Annotated in this window: 25 protein-coding genes; 14 read left to right on the top strand and 11 right to left on the bottom strand. The window is 43.8% G+C overall.

Translation table 11 applies throughout. The features are described from left to right. Positions 1–64: 64 nt before the first annotated feature. On the top strand, positions 65–1,261 hold the full coding sequence (locus BLR82_RS06430) for a DUF418 domain-containing protein (protein WP_074598117.1): 1,197 nt from the start codon (positions 65–67) through the stop codon (positions 1,259–1,261). 278 nt (positions 1,262–1,539) lie between these two features. On the opposite strand, the gene BLR82_RS06425 is transcribed toward BLR82_RS06430, so the two are convergent. Continuing rightward, positions 1,540–2,736, bottom strand: coding sequence for an ornithine--oxo-acid transaminase (locus BLR82_RS06425; RefSeq protein WP_074598116.1), 1,197 nt, complete (start codon positions 2,734–2,736; stop codon positions 1,540–1,542). A gap of 525 nt (positions 2,737–3,261) precedes the next feature. Between BLR82_RS06425 and BLR82_RS06420 the strand changes: the two genes are divergently transcribed. After that, the gene (locus BLR82_RS06420) at positions 3,262–3,636 is read left to right on the top strand and encodes a YisL family protein (protein ID WP_074598115.1); all 375 of its coding nucleotides are present in this window, start codon (positions 3,262–3,264) and stop codon (positions 3,634–3,636) included. A 236-nt stretch (positions 3,637–3,872) separates the two neighbouring features. After that, a complete protein-coding gene (gene asnB / locus BLR82_RS06415; RefSeq protein WP_074598114.1) occupies positions 3,873–5,720 on the top strand; it encodes an asparagine synthase (glutamine-hydrolyzing) in 1,848 nt (615 codons plus the stop codon). Positions 5,721–5,779: 59 nt separating this feature from the next. On the opposite strand, the gene BLR82_RS06410 is transcribed toward asnB, so the two are convergent. Further along, entirely contained in the window at positions 5,780–7,129 is a 1,350-nt protein-coding gene (locus tag BLR82_RS06410) for an MATE family efflux transporter (RefSeq protein WP_074598113.1), read from the bottom strand. A gap of 235 nt (positions 7,130–7,364) precedes the next feature. Here BLR82_RS06410 and BLR82_RS06405 point away from each other — a divergent pair, with 235 nt between their 5' ends. Continuing rightward, complete coding sequence (locus BLR82_RS06405; protein ID WP_074598112.1) at positions 7,365–8,894, top strand: alpha-amylase family glycosyl hydrolase; 1,530 nt, start codon at positions 7,365–7,367, stop codon at positions 8,892–8,894. Positions 8,895–8,996: 102 nt separating this feature from the next. Here the strand turns inward: BLR82_RS06405 and BLR82_RS06400 are convergent, their stop codons facing one another. Next, positions 8,997–9,851, bottom strand: a complete 855-nt coding sequence (locus BLR82_RS06400) for an SDR family oxidoreductase (RefSeq protein ID WP_074598111.1) — start codon at positions 9,849–9,851, stop codon at positions 8,997–8,999. A gap of 476 nt (positions 9,852–10,327) precedes the next feature. After that, positions 10,328–11,188 (bottom strand): DegV family protein, encoded by an 861-nt coding sequence (locus BLR82_RS06395; RefSeq protein ID WP_074598110.1) that lies wholly within the window; start codon positions 11,186–11,188, stop codon positions 10,328–10,330. 408 nt (positions 11,189–11,596) lie between these two features. Here BLR82_RS06395 and BLR82_RS06390 point away from each other — a divergent pair, with 408 nt between their 5' ends. Beyond that, positions 11,597–12,445: a YitT family protein gene (locus tag BLR82_RS06390; protein ID WP_074598109.1), complete on the top strand. Its 849-nt coding sequence runs from the start codon at positions 11,597–11,599 to the stop codon at positions 12,443–12,445. A gap of 235 nt (positions 12,446–12,680) precedes the next feature. Here the strand turns inward: BLR82_RS06390 and BLR82_RS06385 are convergent, their stop codons facing one another. From BLR82_RS06385 to BLR82_RS06375, 4 genes are all read right to left on the bottom strand, one after another. Next, positions 12,681–12,944 (bottom strand): NifU N-terminal domain-containing protein, encoded by a 264-nt coding sequence (locus BLR82_RS06385; RefSeq protein ID WP_074598108.1) that lies wholly within the window; start codon positions 12,942–12,944, stop codon positions 12,681–12,683. Positions 12,945–13,242: 298 nt separating this feature from the next. After that, complete coding sequence (locus tag BLR82_RS06380) at positions 13,243–13,446, bottom strand: DUF3813 family protein (protein WP_074598107.1); 204 nt, start codon at positions 13,444–13,446, stop codon at positions 13,243–13,245. A 2-nt stretch (positions 13,447–13,448) separates the two neighbouring features. After that, entirely contained in the window at positions 13,449–13,598 is a 150-nt protein-coding gene (locus tag BLR82_RS20980) for a hypothetical protein (RefSeq protein ID WP_175486758.1), read from the bottom strand. Between the two features lie 190 nt (positions 13,599–13,788). After that, entirely contained in the window at positions 13,789–14,628 is an 840-nt protein-coding gene (locus BLR82_RS06375) for a Cof-type HAD-IIB family hydrolase (protein ID WP_074598106.1), read from the bottom strand. 150 nt (positions 14,629–14,778) lie between these two features. On the opposite strand from BLR82_RS06375, the gene BLR82_RS06370 reads away from it, so the two are divergent. Both BLR82_RS06370 and BLR82_RS06365 read left to right on the top strand, forming a co-directional pair. After that, a complete protein-coding gene (locus BLR82_RS06370; protein ID WP_074598105.1) occupies positions 14,779–15,543 on the top strand; it encodes a prolyl oligopeptidase family serine peptidase in 765 nt (254 codons plus the stop codon). Between the two features lie 79 nt (positions 15,544–15,622). Continuing rightward, positions 15,623–15,934, top strand: coding sequence for a metal-sulfur cluster assembly factor (locus BLR82_RS06365; protein ID WP_074598104.1), 312 nt, complete (start codon positions 15,623–15,625; stop codon positions 15,932–15,934). 262 nt (positions 15,935–16,196) lie between these two features. Here BLR82_RS06365 and BLR82_RS06360 read toward each other — a convergent pair whose 3' ends face one another. Further along, the gene (locus tag BLR82_RS06360; protein ID WP_074598103.1) at positions 16,197–17,018 is read right to left on the bottom strand and encodes an undecaprenyl-diphosphate phosphatase; all 822 of its coding nucleotides are present in this window, start codon (positions 17,016–17,018) and stop codon (positions 16,197–16,199) included. A 126-nt stretch (positions 17,019–17,144) separates the two neighbouring features. Between BLR82_RS06360 and BLR82_RS06355 the strand changes: the two genes are divergently transcribed. Beyond that, a complete protein-coding gene (locus BLR82_RS06355) occupies positions 17,145–17,489 on the top strand; it encodes a hypothetical protein (RefSeq protein ID WP_074598102.1) in 345 nt (114 codons plus the stop codon). 75 nt (positions 17,490–17,564) lie between these two features. On the opposite strand, the gene BLR82_RS06350 is transcribed toward BLR82_RS06355, so the two are convergent. Beyond that, on the bottom strand, positions 17,565–17,738 hold the full coding sequence (locus BLR82_RS06350) for a YjzD family protein (protein ID WP_074598101.1): 174 nt from the start codon (positions 17,736–17,738) through the stop codon (positions 17,565–17,567). A 138-nt stretch (positions 17,739–17,876) separates the two neighbouring features. Here BLR82_RS06350 and BLR82_RS06345 point away from each other — a divergent pair, with 138 nt between their 5' ends. Further along, positions 17,877–18,518, top strand: coding sequence for a hypothetical protein (locus BLR82_RS06345; RefSeq protein ID WP_074598100.1), 642 nt, complete (start codon positions 17,877–17,879; stop codon positions 18,516–18,518). A 94-nt stretch (positions 18,519–18,612) separates the two neighbouring features. Next, on the top strand, positions 18,613–19,581 hold the full coding sequence (locus tag BLR82_RS06340) for a BMP family ABC transporter substrate-binding protein (protein ID WP_074598099.1): 969 nt from the start codon (positions 18,613–18,615) through the stop codon (positions 19,579–19,581). Between the two features lie 130 nt (positions 19,582–19,711). Here the strand turns inward: BLR82_RS06340 and BLR82_RS06335 are convergent, their stop codons facing one another. Beyond that, on the bottom strand, positions 19,712–19,951 hold the full coding sequence (locus BLR82_RS06335) for a hypothetical protein (RefSeq protein WP_074598098.1): 240 nt from the start codon (positions 19,949–19,951) through the stop codon (positions 19,712–19,714). A gap of 172 nt (positions 19,952–20,123) precedes the next feature. Between BLR82_RS06335 and BLR82_RS06330 the strand changes: the two genes are divergently transcribed. The 4 genes from BLR82_RS06330 to BLR82_RS06315 all read left to right on the top strand — a co-directional run bounded on the left by BLR82_RS06330 (position 20,124) and on the right by BLR82_RS06315 (position 23,726). Continuing rightward, the gene (locus tag BLR82_RS06330; protein ID WP_074598097.1) at positions 20,124–21,059 is read left to right on the top strand and encodes a beta-ketoacyl-ACP synthase III; all 936 of its coding nucleotides are present in this window, start codon (positions 20,124–20,126) and stop codon (positions 21,057–21,059) included. Between the two features lie 33 nt (positions 21,060–21,092). Beyond that, a complete protein-coding gene (gene fabF / locus BLR82_RS06325; RefSeq protein ID WP_074598096.1) occupies positions 21,093–22,337 on the top strand; it encodes a beta-ketoacyl-ACP synthase II in 1,245 nt (414 codons plus the stop codon). 207 nt (positions 22,338–22,544) lie between these two features. Beyond that, the gene (locus BLR82_RS06320; RefSeq protein WP_074598095.1) at positions 22,545–22,745 is read left to right on the top strand and encodes a YuzI family membrane protein; all 201 of its coding nucleotides are present in this window, start codon (positions 22,545–22,547) and stop codon (positions 22,743–22,745) included. Between the two features lie 213 nt (positions 22,746–22,958). Continuing rightward, on the top strand, positions 22,959–23,726 hold the full coding sequence (locus BLR82_RS06315) for a YjbA family protein (protein ID WP_074598094.1): 768 nt from the start codon (positions 22,959–22,961) through the stop codon (positions 23,724–23,726). Positions 23,727–23,761 lie beyond the last annotated feature (35 nt).

Genomic DNA, 23,761 nt, shown 5'->3' with positions numbered 1-23,761 from the left:
ATATTCCGAACGATTCAGATACAATGACACTAGTTAGAAAGCAATCAGACGAAGGGGGAAAACGATGGCGAAGGCAGGTTCTCCACTAAACGAAAATCAGCGGCTCATTTGGATAGATGCCGCGAGGGGGCTGGCCATTCTCGGCATATTCATGGTCAATGCGCCAGCCTTCAATGCTCCGTTTTTTCTATATGGGGGTGCAGGCGATTTCTGGAACAACAAACTGGATCATGCTGTACAGGCCGGAATCGATATTTTCTTTCAGGCCAGTTTTTATACGCTTTTTTCCTTTTTGTTCGGTTTCGGCATGCAGGTGATGTATGACAGGCTACAGGAAAAAAAACGGAATACCGTTCATGTATTGATCCGCAGACTTTTGGTTTTGATTTGCTTTGGTATCGTCCATGCCTTTTTGATTTGGCATGGAGATATCCTGTTGACCTACGGCATTATAGGGTTTTGGCTGTTTTGCTTTTACCGCAGGCAGAATGGAACATTACTAGGATGGAGTTTTGGCCTGCTCTTGATACCGGCCGGGCTTCTGACGATGTTATCCTATGCTGTTAGGAGCTTTATTCCGGATATAACGGCAGGGGACAGTCAGAGAATCTCAGAGGCAATGGCCAACTATGGGGAAGGGACCCTCTTGGACATTTGGCACCAGAATCTCGTAGACTGGTTATACGCCAATGGAGGGATTGCCTACGTGTTTTTGACATTCAGTCTGCTGCCGATGTTTTTGTTAGGGATGTACGCTTCCCGTAAGAAATGGCTGCATGACATTGATCGGTTTCGGCCTGTCCTAATCAGGGTTTGGGTTATCACAGGTATCTTATTTGTGCTGATGAAAGTTGGTCCTTATGCAATCGAAAATCCGTTTTGGTTAAATGAGGCGAAACGGGCAATCGGAGGCAGCGCTTCTGCATTATTTTATATGCTTTCCGTCACTTTGGCATTCCGCACAAAGCACGGGAAAAAGCTATTGGCCCCGCTCGCCTACGTGGGGCGGATGTCACTTTCTAATTACTTAGCACAGTCACTTATATGCTTTTTTCTGTTTTATAGTGCTGGTCTCGGATTATATGGCTCCGTGCGTCCAATCTATTCGGTCGTGCTCGTCCTGGTAATATTCAGTCTGCAAGTTTTCGTGAGCAGATGGTGGTTAAGCCATTTCCGTTTTGGACCTGCTGAATGGCTATGGAGGAGCTTAACCTATGGAGAAAAGCAACAGCTAAGGAAACGAGTTCGATCTATGGATTAGTGATTAGCGGAAAAAGAGAAATGTTGGAACATGATATACTCCAACCTCCTGTTAACCTTGAAGGATGAGAGGAGAGTTGAGTACTTCTTGATGTTTTTGACTGTTGACGGAAAAGGAAAGGACTTGCACATTAACCCGGCAATAGTAAACGGGGATTCTTGCGAGAATCGCACGAACCGCAAAAATAACCCGAGCGAATTCGAATGCTTGGCATTTCGAACATCGCTCGGGTTTTGCTTTGGCCACTACCCTTTTGTATCAGCCGCTACTTTATTAAATTATGATTCTAGTACTTGTTTAATTTGCTCGACCGCCCAGACTAAATCGGATTTCTCGACAGTCAGCGGTGGAGCGAAACGGATGACGTTTTCGTGTGTCTCTTTGCAAAGCAATCCTTTTGCTTTCAGTTGTTCACAATAAGGCCGGGCGGATTCCGTTAGTTCAACACCGATAAACAATCCTCTCCCACGAACCTCTTTGATTGCCGGATTTTTAATCTTTACTAGTTCCCCCATCATGTAATTTCCAAGTTCCAGCGAACGATCCGCCAGTTTTTCCTCTTCCAATACATCAAGGGCTGCGATTGAAACAGCACATGCAAGGGGGTTTCCACCAAACGTGGAACCGTGCGATCCAGGATTAAACACACCGAGAATTTCTTTATTTGCTACCACACAAGAGATTGGAAATACTCCTCCGCCAAGTGCCTTGCCAAGTATCAACACATCAGGGGATACTTGTTCCCAGTCACAGGCAAACATCTTACCGCTTCTGCCCAGGCCAGCCTGGATTTCATCAGCAATGAACAGGACATTGTTTTGTTTGCATATGTCATAAGCCTGTTTTAAATACCCTTCAGGCGGGATGACGATACCGGCTTCCCCTTGGATTGGTTCCATTAGGAAACCTGCCGTGTTTTCGTTAACAGCCTCTTTAAGCGCTTCGATATCACCGTATGGTATCAGTTTGATACCTGGTAGCATTGGACCGAATCCACGCTTGTATTCATCCTCCGAAGATAATGAAACCGCAGTCATTGTTCTGCCGTGGAAGTTACCGGTACAGGCGATGATCTCCGCCTGGCCGTCCTGAATTCCTTTCACCTCATAGCCCCAGCGCCGTACTGCCTTAATGGCGGTTTCTACCGCTTCAGCTCCAGTGTTCATTGGCAATGCCATTTCTTTGTTCGTCAGCTTGCACACTTTTTCGTACCATGGACCTAGTTGGTCGTTGTGAAACGCTCTTGATGTCAGGGTTACGCGATCTGCTTGCTGCTTCAAGGCATCGATAATCCGTGGATGACGGTGTCCCTGATTGACTGCTGAATAAGCACTAAGCATATCCATGTAGCGGTTTCCTTCGGGATCCTCTACCCAGACTCCTTCAGCCTTGGCAACCACAATCGGCAGCGGGTGGTAATTTTTAGCTCCATATTCTTGAGTTTGGTCAATGATTTCCTGACTCGATCGTACCATGGTATCCCTCCGTTTCAATGTTAAGCATACGCTTTCAATTATAACAGTTTTTTCATATATAGGAAGTTCAAAAATGCGGGAAAAATGACACGGTGAACTTCGTCGTTAGCTTGCTGGTCCGTTCCTCACGTATTAAAAGCATACGCTCCGGTACTCCCAACTACGCTGCCTAGAACTTCTTGGTCCTTTTTGTCCTCTTTTTGAACGTTATATAAAAAGAGGAAGTTCAAAAATGCGGGAAAAATAACACGGCGAACTTCGAAGTTAGCTTGCTGGTCCGTTCCTCAGGGAGAAAAGGGAAACCTTCTACTAAAAACGCCCACGTCATGTGGGAACGTAGAAGCCACCACCTCCTGTGGAAGTCCGCTCCGGTACTCCCAACTCTACGCTGCCTAGAATCTTTATGGCCCATTATTGAATGTGAGAAGGTGTTCATAGAAATGTGCGAAAGGATACATTTTTTCAAATGAAATGTTCACGGAAAAATGATATGATAGCATTGATTGAATAAAAAGGAGGTACGTCATGACGACGCATCTACATATCACTTCATGGGTACTAGCGTTTATTTTATTTGGACTTGCTTTAATGTTTTATAAGCAAGGTAAAAACAAACCAGCAAAAATTTTACAGATGATTTTAAGACTCGATTACCTGTTGATCTTGTATTCGGGCGGTGACTTGATTATGTATTACTTCCAGCAAAGTTTTATGCTCGGAGAAGTCATCGTCAAAGGATTGGCAGGAATTTGGGTGATTGCAGCGATGGAAATGATTGCTGGGAAATACAGTAAGGGCAAGCCTGTGATGGGCGTTTGGGTACAGTTTGCTATTGCAGTGCTCATTGTTCTGGTTCTAGGTTTCGGCAGACTTCCATTCGGCCTGCACTTTATGTCTTAAGTTTGTTCTACACCGTATCCGCGGAATATTCTGCGATACGGTGTTTTTTTGTAGGAGGAAGGTTGGAAGAGGAGAGTATGTTGATAAAATTACGTAATAAGGTTCATTTTTGTCATAGAAAACTGCTTTTTAGGAGGATGCTGTTCTTGTGACAAAACAGGCTTGACTTAGACACACCCTGGGCGTTTTTATCATAAGCATATAGAAGGGCTAAAAGAAAGGGTGTGTTTTCGTTTATGTGTGGGATCACAGGCTGGATAGATTTTAAACGCGACTTATCAGGGGAAGTAGCCACTGTTCGTAAAATGGCCGGGACCATCCAACACCGAGGACCAGATGAGTATAACGAGTGGCTTTCCGAGCATGCCGCGTTTGGTCATCAACGATTGATTGTTGTCGACCCCGCAGGTGGAAAGCAGCCAATGGAATGCCTGCGCGGTGAAGAAAAATATGTCATGATTTACAATGGAGAACTTTACAATACAGAGGATCTGCGGCAAGAACTCATACAAAAAGGCTGGGACTTTGCTTCCCATTCTGATACGGAAGTGTTATTGAAGAGTTTTATCCAATGGAGGGAAGCTTGTGTTGAAAAATTAAATGGAATATTTGCGTTTGCCATTTGGGATTCGGAAAAGCAGCAGTTGTTTATGGCGAGAGATCGGCTTGGCGTTAAACCGTTGTTTTTCAAACAGCATGGAGAGGGGCTCTTGTTTTCTTCTGAAATAAAAGCGCTGCTTGCTCATCCTGAAGTAGAACCTGTTTTGGACCGTGAAGGATTAAGTGAAGTGCTTGCGCTTGGTCCATCTCGTACTCCTGGTCATGGAGTTTTTAAGGGAATCCATGAACTTCCTGCTGCCCACATCGGAATTTTTAATCAAGATGGGTTTCAAACGCACCGCTATTGGAATGTAGTCAGCAAACAACATGAAGACGACGTGGAAACCACAGCCCGGACAATCAGGGAATTACTGACTGATGCTGTCGAACGACAGCTGGTTTCAGATGTTTCCCTTGGGACATTTTTATCAGGAGGGGTGGATTCAAGCGCCATAACCGCAATTGCGGCCAATTACTTGCAGGATAATGGGAAAGGCCCCTTGTCGACATTCTCGATAGATTATCAGGACAATGAAAAATATTTCAAGCAAAGCTCTTTTCAACCGAATAGCGACAATGACTTTATTGGAAAGATGAGCAATTTCAGCGGAACCAATCATCATACCTTCATCATGGATAATATGACGTTGGCGGAAATGTTGAAAGAAGCTGTTGAGATGCGTGACTTGCCCGGAATGGCAGATGTCGATTCATCGCTTCTTTGGTTTTGCCGCCAGACGAAACAGGAAGTGACCGTTGCTCTTTCCGGGGAATGTGCGGATGAAATTTTTGGCGGATATCCTTGGTTTTATCGTGAAGACGACTTAGCCCGGGAAGGTTTCCCGTGGATTCGTTCATCTGAAGTGAGACGCTCCTTATTAACAGAAGAATGGAAACAAAAACTAGATTTGCATGGTTACATGCTGAAACGATACCAGGAAACGATTGATGGAACGCCGGAATGCGACGGGGACAGTCCCCTGGAAAAGCAGCGCAGGCAAATGTTTTACCTAAACATGCACTGGTTCATGCCAACACTGCTGGATAGAAAAGACCGGATGAGTATGGGTGCCAGTTTTGAAGCAAGGGTGCCATTTAGCGACCACCGACTTGTTGAATACGTTTGGAATATACCATGGGAAATGAAGACATATAATGGTAGGGAAAAGGGAATTTTAAGAAAGGCATTGGAGGGGCTGCTCCCGAATGAAATTCTTTATCGGAAAAAGAGCCCATATCCCAAAACTCACAATCCTGTTTACACGGGTGCCGTTGTTTCATGGCTGGAAGAAATAAGCAGGGATCCGGATGCCAGGTTGTTTGAATTGTTTGATCGGAAAGAAATTGAAAAGTTGATTCAAACAGAAGGAAAGCAAATAGAGGCACCGTGGTTTGGTCAGCTAATGACAGGGCCACAGCTGTTAGCCCATCTTGGCCAAATTGATCACTGGCTTCGGACATATCAAATCAAGATAGAATATTGACCGGATAGTGTGAGAAAAAGCGTGTCACCATGGGCACGCTTTTTTCTAAACTATTGACTTCATGAATCTGCTTTAATGAAGTTTTCTTTGACCCAAGCCTTGGAACGCCACCTCCGCAGCATCAATAACCCCCGCAGCCATTCATCCGTTATAAAAGCAATCCATACGCCAATTAATCCCAAACCGAGGTATAAACCGAAGAACCAGGCGAAAGTGACGCTGACACCCCACATGGAGAGAATTCCGACAAAGACAGGAAATCTTACATCGCCAGCTGCACGCAGCGAACTGATGACTACAAGGTTAAATGCCCGGCCGGGCTCCAGGATAATGGTCACCAACAGCAAGGCGGCGCCTTTTTCCAATATAGTTGCATTATCGGTAAAGATACCCAAAAGAAAGTCACTGGCAAAATAAATGATAATGGCGGCGAAAGTGGAAATGACGATCGAGATTTGCAGGCTCTTGATGCCATGCTTATAGGCTGTATCTATTTCCCCCGCGCCTATCAGGTGGCCGATTAATATTTGCGTTCCTTGGCCGATAGCCAGAGCGAACAGGAAAATGAACATCATGATATTCTGGACATAAACCTTGGTGGTCAATGCCATGGTACCGAGCTGGGCGATAAAGTAAGTGATCACCATCTGGCTGGCATTATAAGAAAGCTGTTCTCCGGCTGAAGGAATTCCGATATTTAATAAATCGCGGATATCCTGTTTGTTATAAGAAAAGAAAGAAGCGAAAGGCAATGTTTTCTCACTGCGTCTTAATAAGAGAAACAGAAGGATGGTAAATCCTAAGAAGCGGCTGATGATAGTTGAATAAGCTACCCCTTCCACTCCTAATACAGGGAAACCGAATGGGCCGAAAATAACGGTATAGTTTCCGATTATATTAAGCACGTTCATGCCAATCGTTACGTACATTGTATCTTTCGTAAATCCATAGCTTCTTAAAACAGCTGCGACTGTCATGATCAATGCCTGAACAAAGATTAATCCTCCGACAATGTTTAAATAGACCCCTGCTTCGCCCATCAATTCAGCAGGCAAGTCCATTATCTTTAGAATTTGCTTACTAAACACAAACAAAGCGATGCTCAACAGCAGGGAAAACCATAAATTGAGGCTGAGGGAAGTAACAGCGATGGCACCAGCAGTTTTCTGCTTCCCTGCTCCAAGATTTTGTGCAACCAGTACTCCTGCACCGGCCGCAACGAAGCCAAACATGACGATAATGACAGAAATCACCTGATTGGAGACACCGACGGCTGCCACGGAGCTGTCGGAATATTGGCTGAGCATCAAGGTGTCTGCATTTCCCATTAGCATATGCAGGAGTATTTCAATGAAAATGGGCCAAGTCAGAGCAAAGAGGCTTTGCTTTTTTATATCTGTTTGATTCATTCGCTATCCTCACGATCAAAAAAATTAGAAAATCCAATTAAGTATATACCGTCTTTCTGGTTTTGTCAGTACATAATGCAACGAAGCGTCTAAATGGTAATTATGGCGCACTTGTGACACTTTTATGGAATATCGGGAAAATGATATGATCATGATTGACGGACAGGGCTGATAAAGCTACCCTTTATGAAGAAAGCTTTTATAATTCAAATATTGCCTGTAGGAGGAACGGAATGTGAAGAAGTTATTTGCAGCTGCGGCTGTATTGCCGTTTCTTCTTTTTTACTCACAACCAATTAGTGCTGTAGAACAAGAAGATACATTGGCAGACGAATCTATTTACTATGTTCTTTTAGACCGTTTTGTAAACGGAAACTTTGATAATGACAAGAAAATTGATATTGAGAACCCCAATGCTATGCATGGCGGTGATCTGCAAGGGGTCATTAGCAAGCTTGACGATTTGAAAGACATGGGCTTTACTGCTGTTAATATCAGTCCGATTATGGAAAATGAAAAAGATGGTTATCATGGTTTTTGGGTGACGGACTTTACTGCGATAGAACCTCACTCGGGGACGATGGAAACTGCTGCTGAATTGGTGGAAGAAGCACACAAACGTGACATGAAAGTGTTCATGGATTTTCCGGTCAATCATACGTCTGCATCACATCCATGGCTTACAGATCAGGACAAGCAGGGCTGGTACGCTAGTGAGCATGATGGGGAACAAGAACAAGCAGAGCTTGTGCAGACTCCATGGCTCGATGATTTGCCACAGTTGGATTTGCAAAACCAAGAGGTTGTAGCTGCATTGAGTGAGGCAGGGAAGTTTTGGCTGGAAGAAACCGGTTTGGATGGCTACCGGTTAGGAATCGAACCAGATACCCCGGTTTCGTTTGTTACCGACTTTTCTGAAGCGCTGCATGCTGAACGGCAGGAATTTTCCCTTTTGGCTGACTGGAAGCATGCGGATAAGGAAGGAATGGAACCATACCGGGAAGCGGCTATCGATTTAATTATTGATTATGGGCAAACTCAATTCCTTGATCAGGTATTTCAAGCACCAGGGAATGAATTATCTAACTTATCCGATAAGATTGAGACAGAAAATAATGGGGTGGCACTGGACAGCCAGATGACAACACGCTTCACAAAAAAGGCGATTGAACTCGGAGAAAATCCGGTGACAAGATGGAAGCTGGGATTGACTTATTTGTACTTGAGTCCTGGGACCCCTGTCATTTATCAGGGTTCAGAGGTAGCGATGGGTAATGAAGATGATGCACCAGATCACCGTACGGCACAGTTGAATAGTGGCAATGATGAGTTGAGCCAGTATCTGGAACGATTGTCTGCCATTCGCCAGCAGTTCGCTCCTTTTACGAAAGGCGATATGGAGCATGTAGAGAGCAATGGAGCAATGAGTTTATTCAAACGCAGCTACGAAGGGGAAACCGTTTATTTTGCCATCAATAATGCTACATCGACTAAGGCTGTGACAATCGACGATATTCAAGCCGGCAAACAGCTCCGCGGATTACTCAATGATGAGACGGTTCGGGCCGATGAAGAAGGGTATTACAAAATAGGACTGGACCGTGAAACGGCAGAAGTGTATGTCATCGAGGATGACAAAGGTATCAATTGGTTGTTTGTTTCCTTTATTATAGCGGTTCTTGGGGCATTTATTTTTGCCATTGTTTTTCTGAAGAAAAAAAACAAAACCCTAGTAAGTAGAACAAAAAATACAAAGCTAAGATAGGTGAAAAATGCCGTTCCGGTCAACCCGGAACGGCATTATTTACTCCATCTCGCTAACGCGCTACCAGGGTGGGGGACTGACCCCGCCCGGCATTTGAAGCTATTAGCCGTTTAGGACGACGCCGCCGTTGACATGGAGCATTTGGCCGGAGACGTAGCTGGAATCCTTGCTGGCCAGGTAAACGTAAGCTGGAGCGACTTCCTTTGGTTCACCGGGACGGCCCATTGGATAATTGCTGCCGAATTTAGCCACTTTATCTTCATTAAAGCTTGCGGGAATTAATGGCGTCCAAATCGGACCTGGTGCCACTCCATTGACACGGATACCTTTCCCGACCAATGATTCGGACAATGCCCGGGTAAAGGAAGTAATTGCCCCCTTCGTCGCAGTATAATCAATCAGGGAAGCATTGCCGACATAAGCATTAATGGAGGAAGTATTAATAATGGTACTACCTTCCTGCATATGTGGTACGGCAGCTTTCGCCATATAGAAAAAAGGGAAAAAGTTGGTCTGGAATGTTTTTTCCATTTGTTCGTTTGTAATATCCAGAAATTCGCTCTGTGGATATTGGACACCGGCATTGTTGACTAAGATATCCACGCCTCCGAAGATTTCAACCGTTTTTTGAACAGCAGAGGAGCAAAATTCAGCATTGGATACATCGCCAGGAAGCAGGAGGCATCGTTGTCCTTCCTGTTCGACTAATTCTTTTGTCTTCTGGGCGTCTTCTTCTTCATCCAAGTAAATGATTGCGACATCTGCGCCCTCTTTTGCATAATAAAGGCTTACAGAACGTCCAATCCCACTGTCTCCTCCAGTAATGATCGCTTTCTTCCCTTGCAATTTTCCGCTTCCTTTATAGTCAGGATCTACATAGTTGGGCAGTGGATCCATTTCATGTTCAAGCCCGGGTTGCCGGTCCTGATGCTGTTTTGGTTGTAGTTCGTCTGCCATGATTATCCCTCCATACTTGTTTTGTTTTAACCGATACCCGTCCTTAAATACCTTTAATCGCAGCGAGCAGACCGGCGGATTATTCCAAATTAAAAGAAGTTGACACATAACATAAATATACACGGAAAAAATCAATCGATAGCAGTATAGGAAGCTTTAAAAGAATTTCTTAGTGGGAACAGTCGGTTATGCGAGGAAAAAAAACAGTGGAGGAAGGTAAACTCCTTAGATAGTATCCGGAGAGGAAAGCGTGAGCTGAAGATCCACTTGGTAATGTAGTTATCTTTACCAAGTTAGCTAAAGCCGTACCCTCAGAAAGCGAGGTACCTTGCCGGGGGATGCCTGCACAATTTATTACTTAGTTAACTAAGCGAAAAAATCATAAAAGAAAAACCGATCGAGTTCGAAGTTTTGAATTCGAAACATCGTTCGGTTTTTCCTTTGGTTACTATGCTTTTGTCCCAGCCATGTGTATTCTACCGGTATTCATCGTTCAAGAAAAACAAAGCAAGTGTTCCAGGGCCGGAATGGGCTCCAATCGCTGAGCCGACCATTTCAATATGGATATCTTCGGTTTTAAATCGTTCTCTGATCATTTCGGCCAGCTGCCTTGCATTTTCTATATCATCTCCGTGGCTGATGCCGATTGGCTGGTTCTGAAAATCTTTCCCCCGTTCCTCCATTACATCTACCATTCGTTTCAACACCCGCTTGGAACCACGGATTTTTTCCAGTGGTATCAGCTTACCGTCCTCTACATGCAACAAAGGTTTGATTTTTAGCAACGAACCGACAAATGCTGCCGTTTTGCTCACTCGGCCACCACGGTACAAATATTCCAGATCATCTACTGTGAAGATGTGCTCCATGTGATTGGCATGGTATCGGGCAATTTCTTTAATTTGGGTCAGACTTTCTCCTTCACTTGCAAGCTGTGCGGCACGCAGAACTACCAATCCGTGTCCCAAGGAAGCGCAATGGGTATCGAGTACTTGGACTTCCCAGTCAGGATAATCCTCCTTGACTTCCTGCATCGCCATCCTGCCTGCGTTATACGTTCCTGAAAGTTCGGAAGAGAAAGCGATATAAAGACATGGCTGGTTTTGTTTAGCATAGTTTTCAAACGCTTCACGGAACTTCTGGGGACTGACCTGCGACGTTTTCGGTGCCTTTCCTGCGCGCATGGCATCATAGACCGCTTTTGCAGAAATCGTTTTTGCGTCTTCAAAGTTTTCATTGTCGAGTTCGACAGTCAGTGATACCATATCAATGTTGTATTTTTCATAATGGCCTTGCGAAAGGTCACACGCAGAATCGGTGATAATTTTCACATTCATGTTTTCCACCCTCAATTCGAATCATTTTTAATACGGTAAAAAAGTTTAAATGGGAGTTGCGTTCTTAAAAAGAACTAACATGGAATCCCGCTTAACAAACAGGTCCCGTTGATGATAAATAAATCAGTGCAGTTTATTTACAGTGTAAGCGTACCGCTATCGTTAGTCAAAACTTTTTCCTATTTAGTTAGATTGGAAGATGGTAAATGCGATACTGCAGATTATTGGGACGGTTAGCTGGGTATGGAAAAGAGAAGCTTATTTTTGCTACATATGGAAACGATAAGGACATGTAGAAAAAAATAGCCCGATTGGATGATGGAAAACAACAGCGACACAGGGAGCGGCCACACCTGCAGCAAGCCGTATAGGCGTGGCTTTTGACCGGGATAAACGAAGGAGGCAGTTATGTTTTTCATTGAAGCGAGACGAATTTTTATAGTGATGGTGGGGGCATTGTTCAATGCGATTGCGTTAAACTTTTTCCTGATTGCCGCGAATGTCTATGCCAGCGGCTTTACAGGTATTGCCCAGCTTTTATCAAGTATTTTTCAAGACTTCTTTAATATCGATGGAGTCAGCACGGGTATTATTTTATTCATTTTGAACATACCGGTTGCCATTTTGGGCTGGTACAAAGTCGGTAAGGGTTTTACGATATATAGCGTAATCTCGGTTATATTCACGACGATTTTCCTTGAAGTTTTGCCAGTACAGCCGTTGTCAGAGGATATTATTTTAAATGCTGTTTTCGGCGGTGTCATCGGCGGTATAGGTGTCGGAATGACTTTGAAATGGGGTGCTTCAACAGGCGGTCTTGATATCGTGGCGATGGTATTGTCGCGTATGAAAGACAAACCGATCGGTAATTTCTTTTTGATCATCAACAGTGGGATTATCATTGTGGCTGGTTTGCTCTATGAGGCAGAGAATGCTTTGTATACGTTGCTAACATTATATGTAACAACAAGGGTAATCGATGCGCTTCATACTCGTCATGAAAAAGTGACAGCTATGATTGTCACCCGTAAAGCGGAGGAGTTGCAGAAAGCGATTCACGACAAGATGATCCGCGGCATCACGATTTTACCTGCCCGCGGAGCGTACAGTCGTGAACACAAGGACATGATGGTACTTGTTATCACCAGGTACGAACTGTATGATTTGGAGCGGATTATTTCGGAAGTGGATCCGCAGGCGTTTACGAATGTTGTGCAGACGACCGGAATATTTGGTTTCTTCCGGCGCAACGACTAATATCCTTCTTTGAAGCATACGATAGCCAGCCTGAATCGATAAGGGAAAGGACCGCCATTTCCCATTCGGTACGGAATGCATTTTATGCTGTTTTAAGAGAATATAAAAAAAGCTGTTCGAAGAAGTGCAAATTCTTCTTGAACAGCTTTTTTTGATCCTAAACAAGGAGGCACTTACAGAAAACATGATTGCTCCCAGACTTAGACCTTCGTCGAATCGGTTTTATAGAAAGCTCTTAATATCCGTATTCATTTAAAACAGCTTCCACTTGCGGGGTTAGCGACTCCCACTCCACATCGAATTTTTTGTTTACTGTGATGAAGTTTTGGAAACCGAAAACATTGTCGACTCCGTCCAATTCCATCAGGTCATTCAGCACCTGGTGCTCGCTTGTTTGTCCAGCCATCACGGATACACTATTATTTCCTTCAAATATCATGGAATCAGTAGTAAATTTCATTGCATTTGGGTTCGGTGTCGCTTCCACTCGTACACTCATGCTTAGTCCTCCTATGTAACACAGATTTACGTCCATAATAGCAGATATTTGTCATTTACAAAAGCGATAGAGGACAAATAGAGCCATAAGGAAAAGAAGGGGAGTGATCCTTTGGTTCAATAAAGTTCTATAGGAATGTTGACTTATTTCCTGGGTAATAATCTTGTCGTTTTATGTACGTCTCATAAAAACACTTTCTGATTCATTTGGACAATCAGATCAGGAAGAATGAGACACAAAAACCAATCATTCAATACATGGAAAAGGAAGGCACCCGGATGGATGCCTCCCTGTCAATTTATTGCATTTGGTTATGGCGATTAAGCTGTTCTTCTAATTGTTGAAGCTGTTCTTGTTCTTCGGGGGAAGCGCTTGTATAAGCAGATTGGATTGCATTGCGAGCTGCTTGTTTCTCCTGTTCGCTGACATTCTGGCCACCGTTTGTCATGTTGGTTAAACGGTTCATCGCATTTCTTGCTTGCTGCATGAAATTGTTTGCCATTGTTAAAAACCTCCCAGAGTATGTTGGTCTGCCTGTTCCTCTTTGCGCTCGACATCGGTAAAGCGTTCCCGATAAGGAAAGCGCTCATCGTGTCTTTTTACCGAATCCGCACCCTGCTGCGTAATTCGTTTCGACTTGCTTTTTCTGCTCATTTCCATTCCCCCTAATAGAAATGTTCACGATCGATAGTCCCTGCTTGAAGCAGGCAACAGACTCTTTGTCGCAACACCGGCTGCCGAGAAAACCAGCGTACAAAAAAGCTTGAACGCTATTGCGTTCAAGCTTAGTATGGGCATCGTAAGGAAAAACAATGACTTGAAAAAGATGCCAGAATTAATCCTGTTATTTAGTGCTGGTGCTGTGGACTCCAAGATGCAAATACTCTTCCAAGAAGCCTCCAATACCATCCGATTCATTCGTTTCGGCGACATGGTTCGCCAAATTTTTCAATTCCTCAATCCCATTTCCCATCGCCACGCCGACACCAGCATATTCAATCATTTCTAAGTCGTTATCTTCGTCTCCGAAAGCAATAACGCGTGACTGTGGAATATCAAAGTAGCGGGCGATTTTTTCCAGTCCGACTGCTTTATTCAGCCCTTTACGCACAATTTCGATCACGTGCCATGGAGCTCCCCACTTGCGGTGTTCAATGACGGAAGCGTGTTTGTCATCCAGGTGGGAGCGGAGCTCTTGTATATGTTCTTCCTGAGGGTGTATCAACAGGGAAGTTGGATCATCCTGCAAATGATTTTTCAGGCTGCCGACAGTTACAGGATTAGCCTGATCGGTGTGGAAGATTTTCATTAATTCTTCATCATACCGATCAAGGTAGACGTCGTCCCCGACCTCGGCCATGATATTGTTGACCTCCAGATCATAACAAGACTGGACGATTGCTTTTGCTGTCCGGTTAGGTAGTGGTGAATGGACAGCGTCCCACTTTTTATCTAATGGATGATGAATCAACGCTCCGTTAAAATTCACCATCGGAGTGTCTAATTCCAACTCCTTGTAATAGTCAATGCTGGCACGATGTGGTCTGCCAGTGGCAATCACCACAATATGGCCGGCTTGTTTTGCCTGCATGACTACTTTCTTTGTTTTCTCGCTTATCACCTTGTTGTCTGTAAGCAGGGTTCCGTCGAGATCCAATGCTATCAAATGCTGGTTCATTTTCATTTATTTAATCACCTCTTATGTAAGTATAGTTTATCGGTGAACAGGTTATCTGTAAAGAATGGGTTAAATTTACTGTTTGTTTTGCATGTTTTTAGCGTAACGATTATCATGGAAGTATGACTACCACTATTGATGAGAGGATAAGAAGACATGATCACCGTAAGCAGAGAAAAATGGAATGAAATTCCCGTCCTTATTGTCGTCGATGCAGAAAAGAGCGGAGAGCCGCTGCCGGTCCTTACATATTTTCATGGCTATACAAGCGCTAAAGAACATAACCTTCCACTCGCTTATTTGCTCGCGGAAAAAGGTTTCCGGGTCATTCTCCCGGACAGTATCCTCCATGGGGATAGAGCAGAAGACTTATCAGCAAATGAAATGAATATCCGTTTTTTTGAAATTGTCAGCCAAAACATAAAGGATTTGCAGGTGATTAAGAACACCCTGGAAGAAAAAGGGCTGCTGCTTGATGAAAGGTTCGGTCTTGCTGGAACCAGTATGGGAGGGATCACTACAGCTGCTGCCTTGACGCAGTATCCATGGATTAAAGCGTCAGCAGTGCTGATGGGATCTCCGAAAATCACCGATTATGCGAAAGCGTTGGTCGATCAAATGAAGAAATCAAGTTCTGACTTTGAAATGTCGGACGAACAGATTCATACCATTTATCAACAGCTGGAGACCATTGATTTGTCGAAGCAGATGGACAAGTTATATGAACGTCCACTGTTTTTCTGGCATGGCGAAGCAGACCCGGTCGTACCTTTTGACCATGCATACAGTTTTTACAATGAAGTCGTTCCTTATTATAAAAATCCGGAAAGCATCCGCTTTTTACGCGAGGTCGGCCGCGGACACAAAGTCAGCAGGTTCGCTGTACTGGAGACAGTGAAGTGGTTTGATATGCAATTGTAGGAGCTTAGAGGATTATCATTTAAAAATTCATCGATATGTGTTTATAATAAGAAGAACCAATATCAAGGAGGTTTGTATCATGGAGGAAGCGTTGCAGGAAAACTTGATGGGTGCTCTTGAGAACGTAATTGACCCGGAACTCGGGATAGATATTGTCAACTTAGGCCTTGTCTACGGAGTTGACTTAGACGATAACGGTGTGGCCACCGTTACCATGACATTGACGGCGATGGGCTGCCCATTGGCTGGTCATATTGAACAAGATGTCAAATTTGTTCTGAGCGACATCCCGGAGGTAAAGGAAACAAACGTCAATATCGTTTGGAATCCGCCTTGGTCGAAAGACCGGATGTCCAGATATGCCAAGATCGCGCTAGGTATTCCAGATTAATGATTGCCGAACCTCTTGCAAACTGCAAGGGGTTTTTAGTTGCAGCAAAATTCTTGGATAAATTAACACGGAAACGAACGGAGACCGATGAAAACCCTCCATCCAGGGAATAAAGTTCGAATGGAGAGAAGCAAAAAATTTCTTATCACGGTGATGAAAATGTGAATAAAGAATGTTTATTGACCTTAACAGTTCACAAAATGAAACAGAATATTGGATAAGGAAAAAAGCTGTCCGCATCATACATGCTGGACAGCTTTTTTTATAAGAACAATATGGCGAGAATACCGACAATGAAGCAGTAGAATGAAAAGTATTTCAAGTTTCCTTTTGCCATGATATTCATAAACCACCGCAACGAATAATAGGTGGCAATAATGGCAGCCATAAACGCAAGCAAGTAAGGGATGAACAAGGTGCTGAATTGATCGTCGTTCACAATTTCTCCGATACTGAGGACAAGCGTGCCCAAACTTACGGGTATATAAAGTAAAAACGAATAGCGCAGCGCAGTTTCTTTATGCATGCCAAGCAGCATGGCTCCTACGATGGTAGCTCCGGAACGGCTGATTCCCGGTATTAATGCCACAGCCTGGGCCAATCCGACGATGAGCGCATCCTTGAATGTGATCTCGCCGTCATTTTTGTATCCTTTAATATTTCGGATAATCCATAAGGCAATTCCTGTGACAATCAACGTGAGACCGACCATTTTCGAAAAGCTGAAAACATGTTCAATCTGGTCTTCGAACAAAATGCCAATCACACCGGCCGGGATGGTTCCGACAATCAAATACAAAATAAAATTAAAATCGTCCCGTGTTTCTGGCTGTTTGGTGAACAGATAACGGAACCCGTTTTGGATTAATCGGAGAATATCCTTCCTATAAACAAGCAGTACGGCAATCAGTGAACCTGCATTTACCAAAATTTCAAAAGACAACCCATGAATGTTCAATTGAAACAAATTTCTAAGCAGGACGAGATGACCGCTGGAAGAAATCGGTATCGGCTCTGTAAACCCTTGAAAAAAACCTAAAAATACATATTTGACTAAAATCCAAAAATCGTTGGCGAAATCCATGTTTTTCCTCCCAATTTTCCAAAGCATGTTTTTAACTAGTATGGTTCTTTGACATTTGTATATCGTCATCCCTGTCACACACCCAGGCATCAATGAATAGGCTAAAGTGTGAAGGAGGTAGTCAACATGAACAGACCACACAGCCACCACCATATATATGAGCTTTGCAAGTCCCATATGAACTCCTATGTACTTGCTGAATTGAATGATGGGTCCAAAGTGGACGGTATCGTTGTCGACTTGGACGAAGACTTTGTGTATTTGGCGGTTCCCATCCAAACAACTGTCCCCGAGTATTATACAGGATATGGAGATGATCGGCAGTTTGGATACTACCCTGGTTATGGCTATCCAGGTTATGGTTACCCAGGATATGGTTATCCAGGATATGGATATGGACCGGGAAGGTTCCGCCGTCTTGTGTTGCCGTTGACAGCACTTGTAGCCTTAAGTGCGCTGCCCTGGTTTTAAATTTGTCCGTAATAATAAACCCTTGCCGACTCCTTGTGGGCAAGGGTTTTCATCCAAAGTGGCAGCGGATGCAGCCTATTCTGTTTCTTCTTTCAAAGCACCGCCTAAAAGAAAAATTGCTACAGAAAAAATTACTGTTAACACAAGCACCTGATCGAACGGCAGAGTTGCCCCGCCCATGCTTGATAATACATACGATATCAAAAAGCTAAGTAAAAATGACCAGATAACTGTCCAAAGATAACGCAATCATTTCACCTCATTTTTTACACATTCTATTTTTAGTTTAGCAGAAGCCTGTTAAAAAATAAATATAAAAAATAGTAATTCTCACAAATTCCTGTGTATAATATTGGCGGGAAATAGCGGAAAAGGAGGGCGTTTCCTATGTATTTGGTTTTACCTTGCTTTAACTGGATAGGCTTTCATCTCTGTGAAAAGCTACTGCAACACGGTGAACAAGTTATTGGAATAGGGGAAGCCACAACGACCAAGCAAGATAATTTTTGGGCTTTTATGGCACGGAACAGTTCCTTTCAATTATTTACAACGATAGAGGAGTATCAAAAAGGCAAAACAGATGCAAAATTAGAAGCAATCATCCAAATAGAAACGGAGCAAAAAACGGGCATGCTGGATACATGCGATACAACCAAAAAATTTTTCCTCAGCAGGTTGAAGGAGGAACAAATTCAAGAGGAATGGTGCCATGTGCAATTACCTCTATTATATGGCGAATGGATGCCCAGGTCAGAGGACAGCCTGACAAGACCGGATGGAGGGACAGTCCCCTTTGATTCGGAGTCTTTCCATACGGAAGCTGTATATATAGAAGATTTTTTTGAAGCTTTTCTTCCTCTTTTGGAAACAAAGCAGCAGAATAAGCGCATCATCTTTTGTCCTCCCGGAAGAGAGGAGGAAATGAGAGGTGGAGATGCAAAAGTGATACCCGTTCTTTCCTCTGAAGAGACTGAGCTGCGTCAAAGGAAATTGAATCAGCATTATGAAAAATTTAAGCCCTTTTATTAATGTAATCAGAATGTAATAATTCGAAGCGTTTACGGACTAGCAGTAAGACGGTAGAATAGTACTAGAGATTACTGACCGATTGGGAGTGCGCACGGTGAAAAATAGATACCGATTTGTTCCGCTTGTCTTCCTTGCCGGTTTCTGTTTCCTTTTGGCAGCCGGCTGCTCCACCTTGGGTGGGGGAGAAATCAACAGGGTCGGCATGCTTGTTGAGAATTCTATCCATGATCAGACTTGGGGAAATAAAGGCTATCAGGGACTTTTGAAAATCAAAGAAGAATATGATGTAGACGTTTATTTTAAAGAAGGTATACAAACTCAGCAGGATGTCAATCGTGCAGTCGAGGAATTCTCTAACCAGGGGATTAATTTAATCTTTGGTCACAGTAGTAACTACGGAAAAATGTTCGATGAAATCAATGAGGCATATCCGGATATTCATTTCGTTTACTTCAATGGGGGATATACAGGTGATAATTTGACCTCCGTCAATTTTAATTCTCATGCCATGGGATTTTTCAGTGGGATGGTGGCCGGAAAAATGACCTCTACCAACAATGTCGGATTGATCGGTGCTTTTGAATGGCAGCCGGAAATTGAGGGCTTTTACGAGGGAGTCAATTACCAAAACCCCGAGGCAGATGTACATATGAACTTTGTGAATAGCTGGGATGACAGTGGCAGGGCGCTAGACTTGCTGGATCAAATGAGCACCCAAGACGTCGATGTTTTCTATCCGACAGGAGATCAGTTCAGTGTCCAGGTGATCAACAAAGTAAAAGAAAAAGGATTATATGCAATCGGTTATGTCACAGACCAGGCCAGTTTGGGCAAAAACACAGTGTTGACCAGTACTGTCCAGCATGTGGATGATATTTATTTGCAAACAGCGGAAGCTTTCAATGAAGGAAACCTGACAGGAGATGTAAAGACATACGATTTTCAGGATGGAGGAATCACGATGGGGGAATTCAGTCCTGAAGTACCGGAAAGCTTTGTTGAAGAAATTCAGGATGCGATTGACCGGTATAAAGATACTGGCCTGCTGCCAAATGAACAGTAATATTTCAATGGATAAGGCTGCCTTATTGCTGGACAAGCAGGCAGTCTTTTTGTTCGGACAGCGAGTAATAGAGTTGCTTCCCAAAATCAAGCGCCCGTAAAGCACGGACGCAGCTTGGCAGCAATGGCCGTTATTTCCGGAACTGCTTGATTAATCCCGAGATTTCTTTCACATAGGGCGAAAGTTGCTGATAGGTTTCCATCACAGTCTGGGCAGTGCCAAACAAATCAAATGACTCCGTTTCTTCAGACTGGCCCGATGCAGCGACAGACTCTTTTCTATCCTGTGAATCCCTTTTCCGAGGCCCGAACATCATTTCATCGAAGCGGCTGTATCCTGGTTCGCTGCTATTTTGATTTCTTTCGGCCATTTTATCACCTCCCATATTAGTTTATTGAACGGATGGCCACAAAGCGAAGGCGGACATCACAGTTATGGCGAATAGTCTCTGAAAAACTTGAATATAATACAGGAATCGATTAAAATTAGTACCAAGTCTTAATAATTGATAGTAAACTCTGTATGATGAGGAGAGGTAATAGATGAGGGCAGGTATAACAGGGACCGGTCACTATGTACCGGAAAAAGTGCTCACCAATTTTGATTTGGAAAAAATAGTTGATACTACGGATGAATGGATTCGCACCAGAACCGGGATTGAAGAGAGAAGAATTGCAGAAGATGATATGGATACATCGGAAATGGCATACCGAGCCGCAGTGAACGCGATGGAAGAAGCGGGGATTACGGCAAAAGACTTGGATATGATCATGGTAGCCACCGTGACACCAGATACACCATTTCCATCTGTTTCATGCATGCTGCAGGATCGATTGGGAGCCGATAAGGTTGCGGCGATGGATTTAAGCGCAGCTTGTTCCGGCTTTATGTACGGCGTAGTAACAGCCAAACAGTTCATTGATACCGGAGTTTATAAAAACATTCTTGTCGTAGGTGTGGAAAAACTGTCCAAGATTACGGACTGGACGGATCGCAATACTTGCGTCCTGTTCGGTGACGGTGCAGGAGCGGCAGTTATCGGCGAAGTCAGCGACGAACGCGGCATTTTATCTTTTGAGCTGGGAGCTGACGGATCAGGTGGTAAATATCTGTATCAAGATAAGGACTACTTGAGTATGAATGGCCGCGAGGTGTTCAAATTTGCAGTGCGGCAGATGCCGGAGTCTTCGGTGAATGTTGTAGAAAAAGCTGGGTTCAGACGTGAGGACGTCGATTATTTAATTCCTCACCAAGCAAATATCCGAATCATGGAAGCAGCGCGCGAGAAACTTGGTATTCCAGAAGAGAAAATGGCAACTTCCGTAAAAAGATATGGAAATACCTCGGCGGCTTCTATTCCGATCGCTTTGTCAGAAGGAGTAAAAAACGGTAAAATAAATGAAGATGACTTAGTGGTTCTCGTCGGTTTTGGCGGGGGACTTACATGGGGTGCGGTTGCATTCAAATATGGTAGATAAGAAATGACATGGGATAGAGAAGGAGGAGTAAAAATGGAAAATAGACGTGTGGTTATCACAGGACTGGGAGCTGTCAGTCCTGTCGGTAATGATGTAGACACGATGTGGGGGAATATTATAGAAGGAACATCTGGAATCGATTTTGTAACAAAAGTCGACAAAGATGATTTTCCTGCGAAAGTTGCCGGTGAGGTGAAAGACTGGGATCCGGTAAACTATATGGAGAAAAAAGAAGCCAAGCGGATGGACTTGTTCACCCAATATGCCGTCGGAGCGGCAAAAATGGCGGTAAAGGATGCGGACTTGGATATCACAGAAGAACTAGCCCCGCGGGTTGGTGTTTGGGTTGGTTCCGGAATCGGCGGCATGAAGACATACGAGGAGCAGTTTGAAAAATTCCAGGAGAAAGGCTATCGCCGTGTCAGTCCGTTCTTTGTACCTATGCTTATACCGGACATGGCAGCTGGTCAAATATCCATTCAATTGGGAGCAAAAGGAATCAACTCTTGTACGGTGACCGCTTGTGCCTCGGGAACCAATTCTATTGGGGATGCCTTTAAAGTCATTCAGCGTGGAGATGCAGATGTTATGATTACTGGGGGCGCGGAAGCACCGCTTACGAAAATGGCTTTCGCCGGTTTTTCAACAGCAAAAGCGTTAACCTTCAACGATAACCCGAAAACAGCGAGTCGTCCATTTGATCAAAATCGTGACGGATTCGTGATGGGCGAAGGTGCGGGAATACTGGTTATTGAATCGTTGGAATCCGCAAAGCAACGCGGAGCAAAAATTTACGGTGAGATAGTCGGTTACGGATCTGCAGGAGATGCTTATCATATTACTTCTCCAGCTCCTGAAGGGGAAGGCGCAGTACGTGCCATGAACCAGGCAATAAGCGATGCGGGGATTGACGCTTCTCAAATTGCTTATATTAATGCCCATGGAACAAGTACGGAATTAAACGATCCATTTGAAACAAAAGCAATCAAACAAGTTTTCGGCGGACATGCTGAAAAATTAGCGATATCTTCTACCAAATCGATGACCGGCCACTTGCTTGGAGCAGCAGGGGCAATTGAAGCAATTATTTCGGTAAAATCTATTAATGAGGGCATTTTGCCACCAACGATTAATTTGGAAACTCCAGATCCAGAATGTGATCTCGATTACGTACCTAATCAATCGAGACAGCAGGAATACGAATATGCTTTGAGTAACTCGCTCGGATTTGGCGGTCACAATGCGACCCTTATTTTTAAAAAATATCAGGATGCTTAAACCTTTTGAACCCCATTCCTTTAAAGGAATGGGGTTTTTGCTTGTCAACCGAATGATGAATACTAATTGACGTCCGCTTTTTCATAAGAAGGGTATCAAAAAAAGAAGAACGAAGTAATTTTTTGATCAAACATACAGGAATTAGAACAGCCTGTCCATCATACATATAAGTAAATGATCAAGGGTGGACAGGCAGGGGGAAAAATCGTGGGCTATGTCTTATTGTTTCTTGTGGGATTCGGTTTAGCAGTTTCTGGGGGAGTTACGTTCATTCTTTATTTAAACTTTATTCCGGCCGGCGTTTCCTGGATTGATTACTTCTTATTTATCCAGGGCAGATTGGAATGCTACTTTCTCCCGCTAGGACTGCTGCTGATCATTATCGCCATTTATAAGTACCCAGGGTAATACCTGTTAATTATTAGGTTGGTTAGAATAAATATTCCTTTTTTGGCCATAATGTATCGTAAATAAAAGTTAAATTTTGTACGGTTCTCAGTTTCCGGCCAGGCCGACTGGCAGCAGGCAGGACAAGATGAGGGAAACAGCATGAAGGAATGCCGGCAAGCTTGAAGGGGCCGCAATTTTCTAACGATCCAATTAATAAAGCGGGGGTTCGACATGTTGTATTTACACGACGTATGGGTGAATTGGTTTGAAGGCGAAGAAAACGGCTATAATGTTTGTGCATTTCATGAATGGAGAAAAGAAGACGGCATTGAACTGCTGGACCAGGTGCCGGTTCTTTACATTGATGAAATGTTGTATCATTATATAGAAAATGACTTGCAGGATTTGCCCAAAAGCTTGCTGGAGGCAATCCACCAACGGGCATACTTAAGGAAAAACCAAGAACGGATATCATTGGACTATGCATGTGTAATCACCGATGGCCAATCGATTTTGGCAATCGACACGATGGGCTACCATCTGCCGGTTCGAAAAAGCAGGTTGATACCGAGACAGGAACGGCTTGTATATGACCTAATTGATGGCACAAGCAGGCTGGAGTTTTCTTTTTCACCGGAACAGAGGGAAAAAGAATATCATATTTTATCCCTTTCACCTGATTCGATGCTCGGATTAACGAGGAAAGAAAGGCAGCTGAAGCAATTATTAATGATGGCTTTGGATCAGCTGGAGGGTACGAAAAACTTACAGGAAGTCCGATACTGGCTGACAGAGTGGAACCCAGATCAATATTCGAGAATCCGGGAAATGGACTTCGACGCTGCATGGCAAGCTCTGTATGAAGGCGTAAGCCCGGGATGGAGCAGAGCTCATGAAGAACTTTGTGCCAAACTGGTCAAGGGACAGCCATTTTTTGAAAAGATGTATGAGCTGGAACAGAATCAGGATCAGCAAAATACTTATAAACGGATGCTTTAATAAAGAGAGACCGGATGATCGCCGGTCTCTTTTGA

Source organism: Sediminibacillus halophilus (assembly GCF_900103695.1).
In the GTDB taxonomy this organism is placed as follows: domain Bacteria; phylum Bacillota; class Bacilli; order Bacillales; family Amphibacillaceae; genus Sediminibacillus; species Sediminibacillus halophilus.
This window is presented reverse-complemented; position numbering and strand designations above follow the sequence as displayed.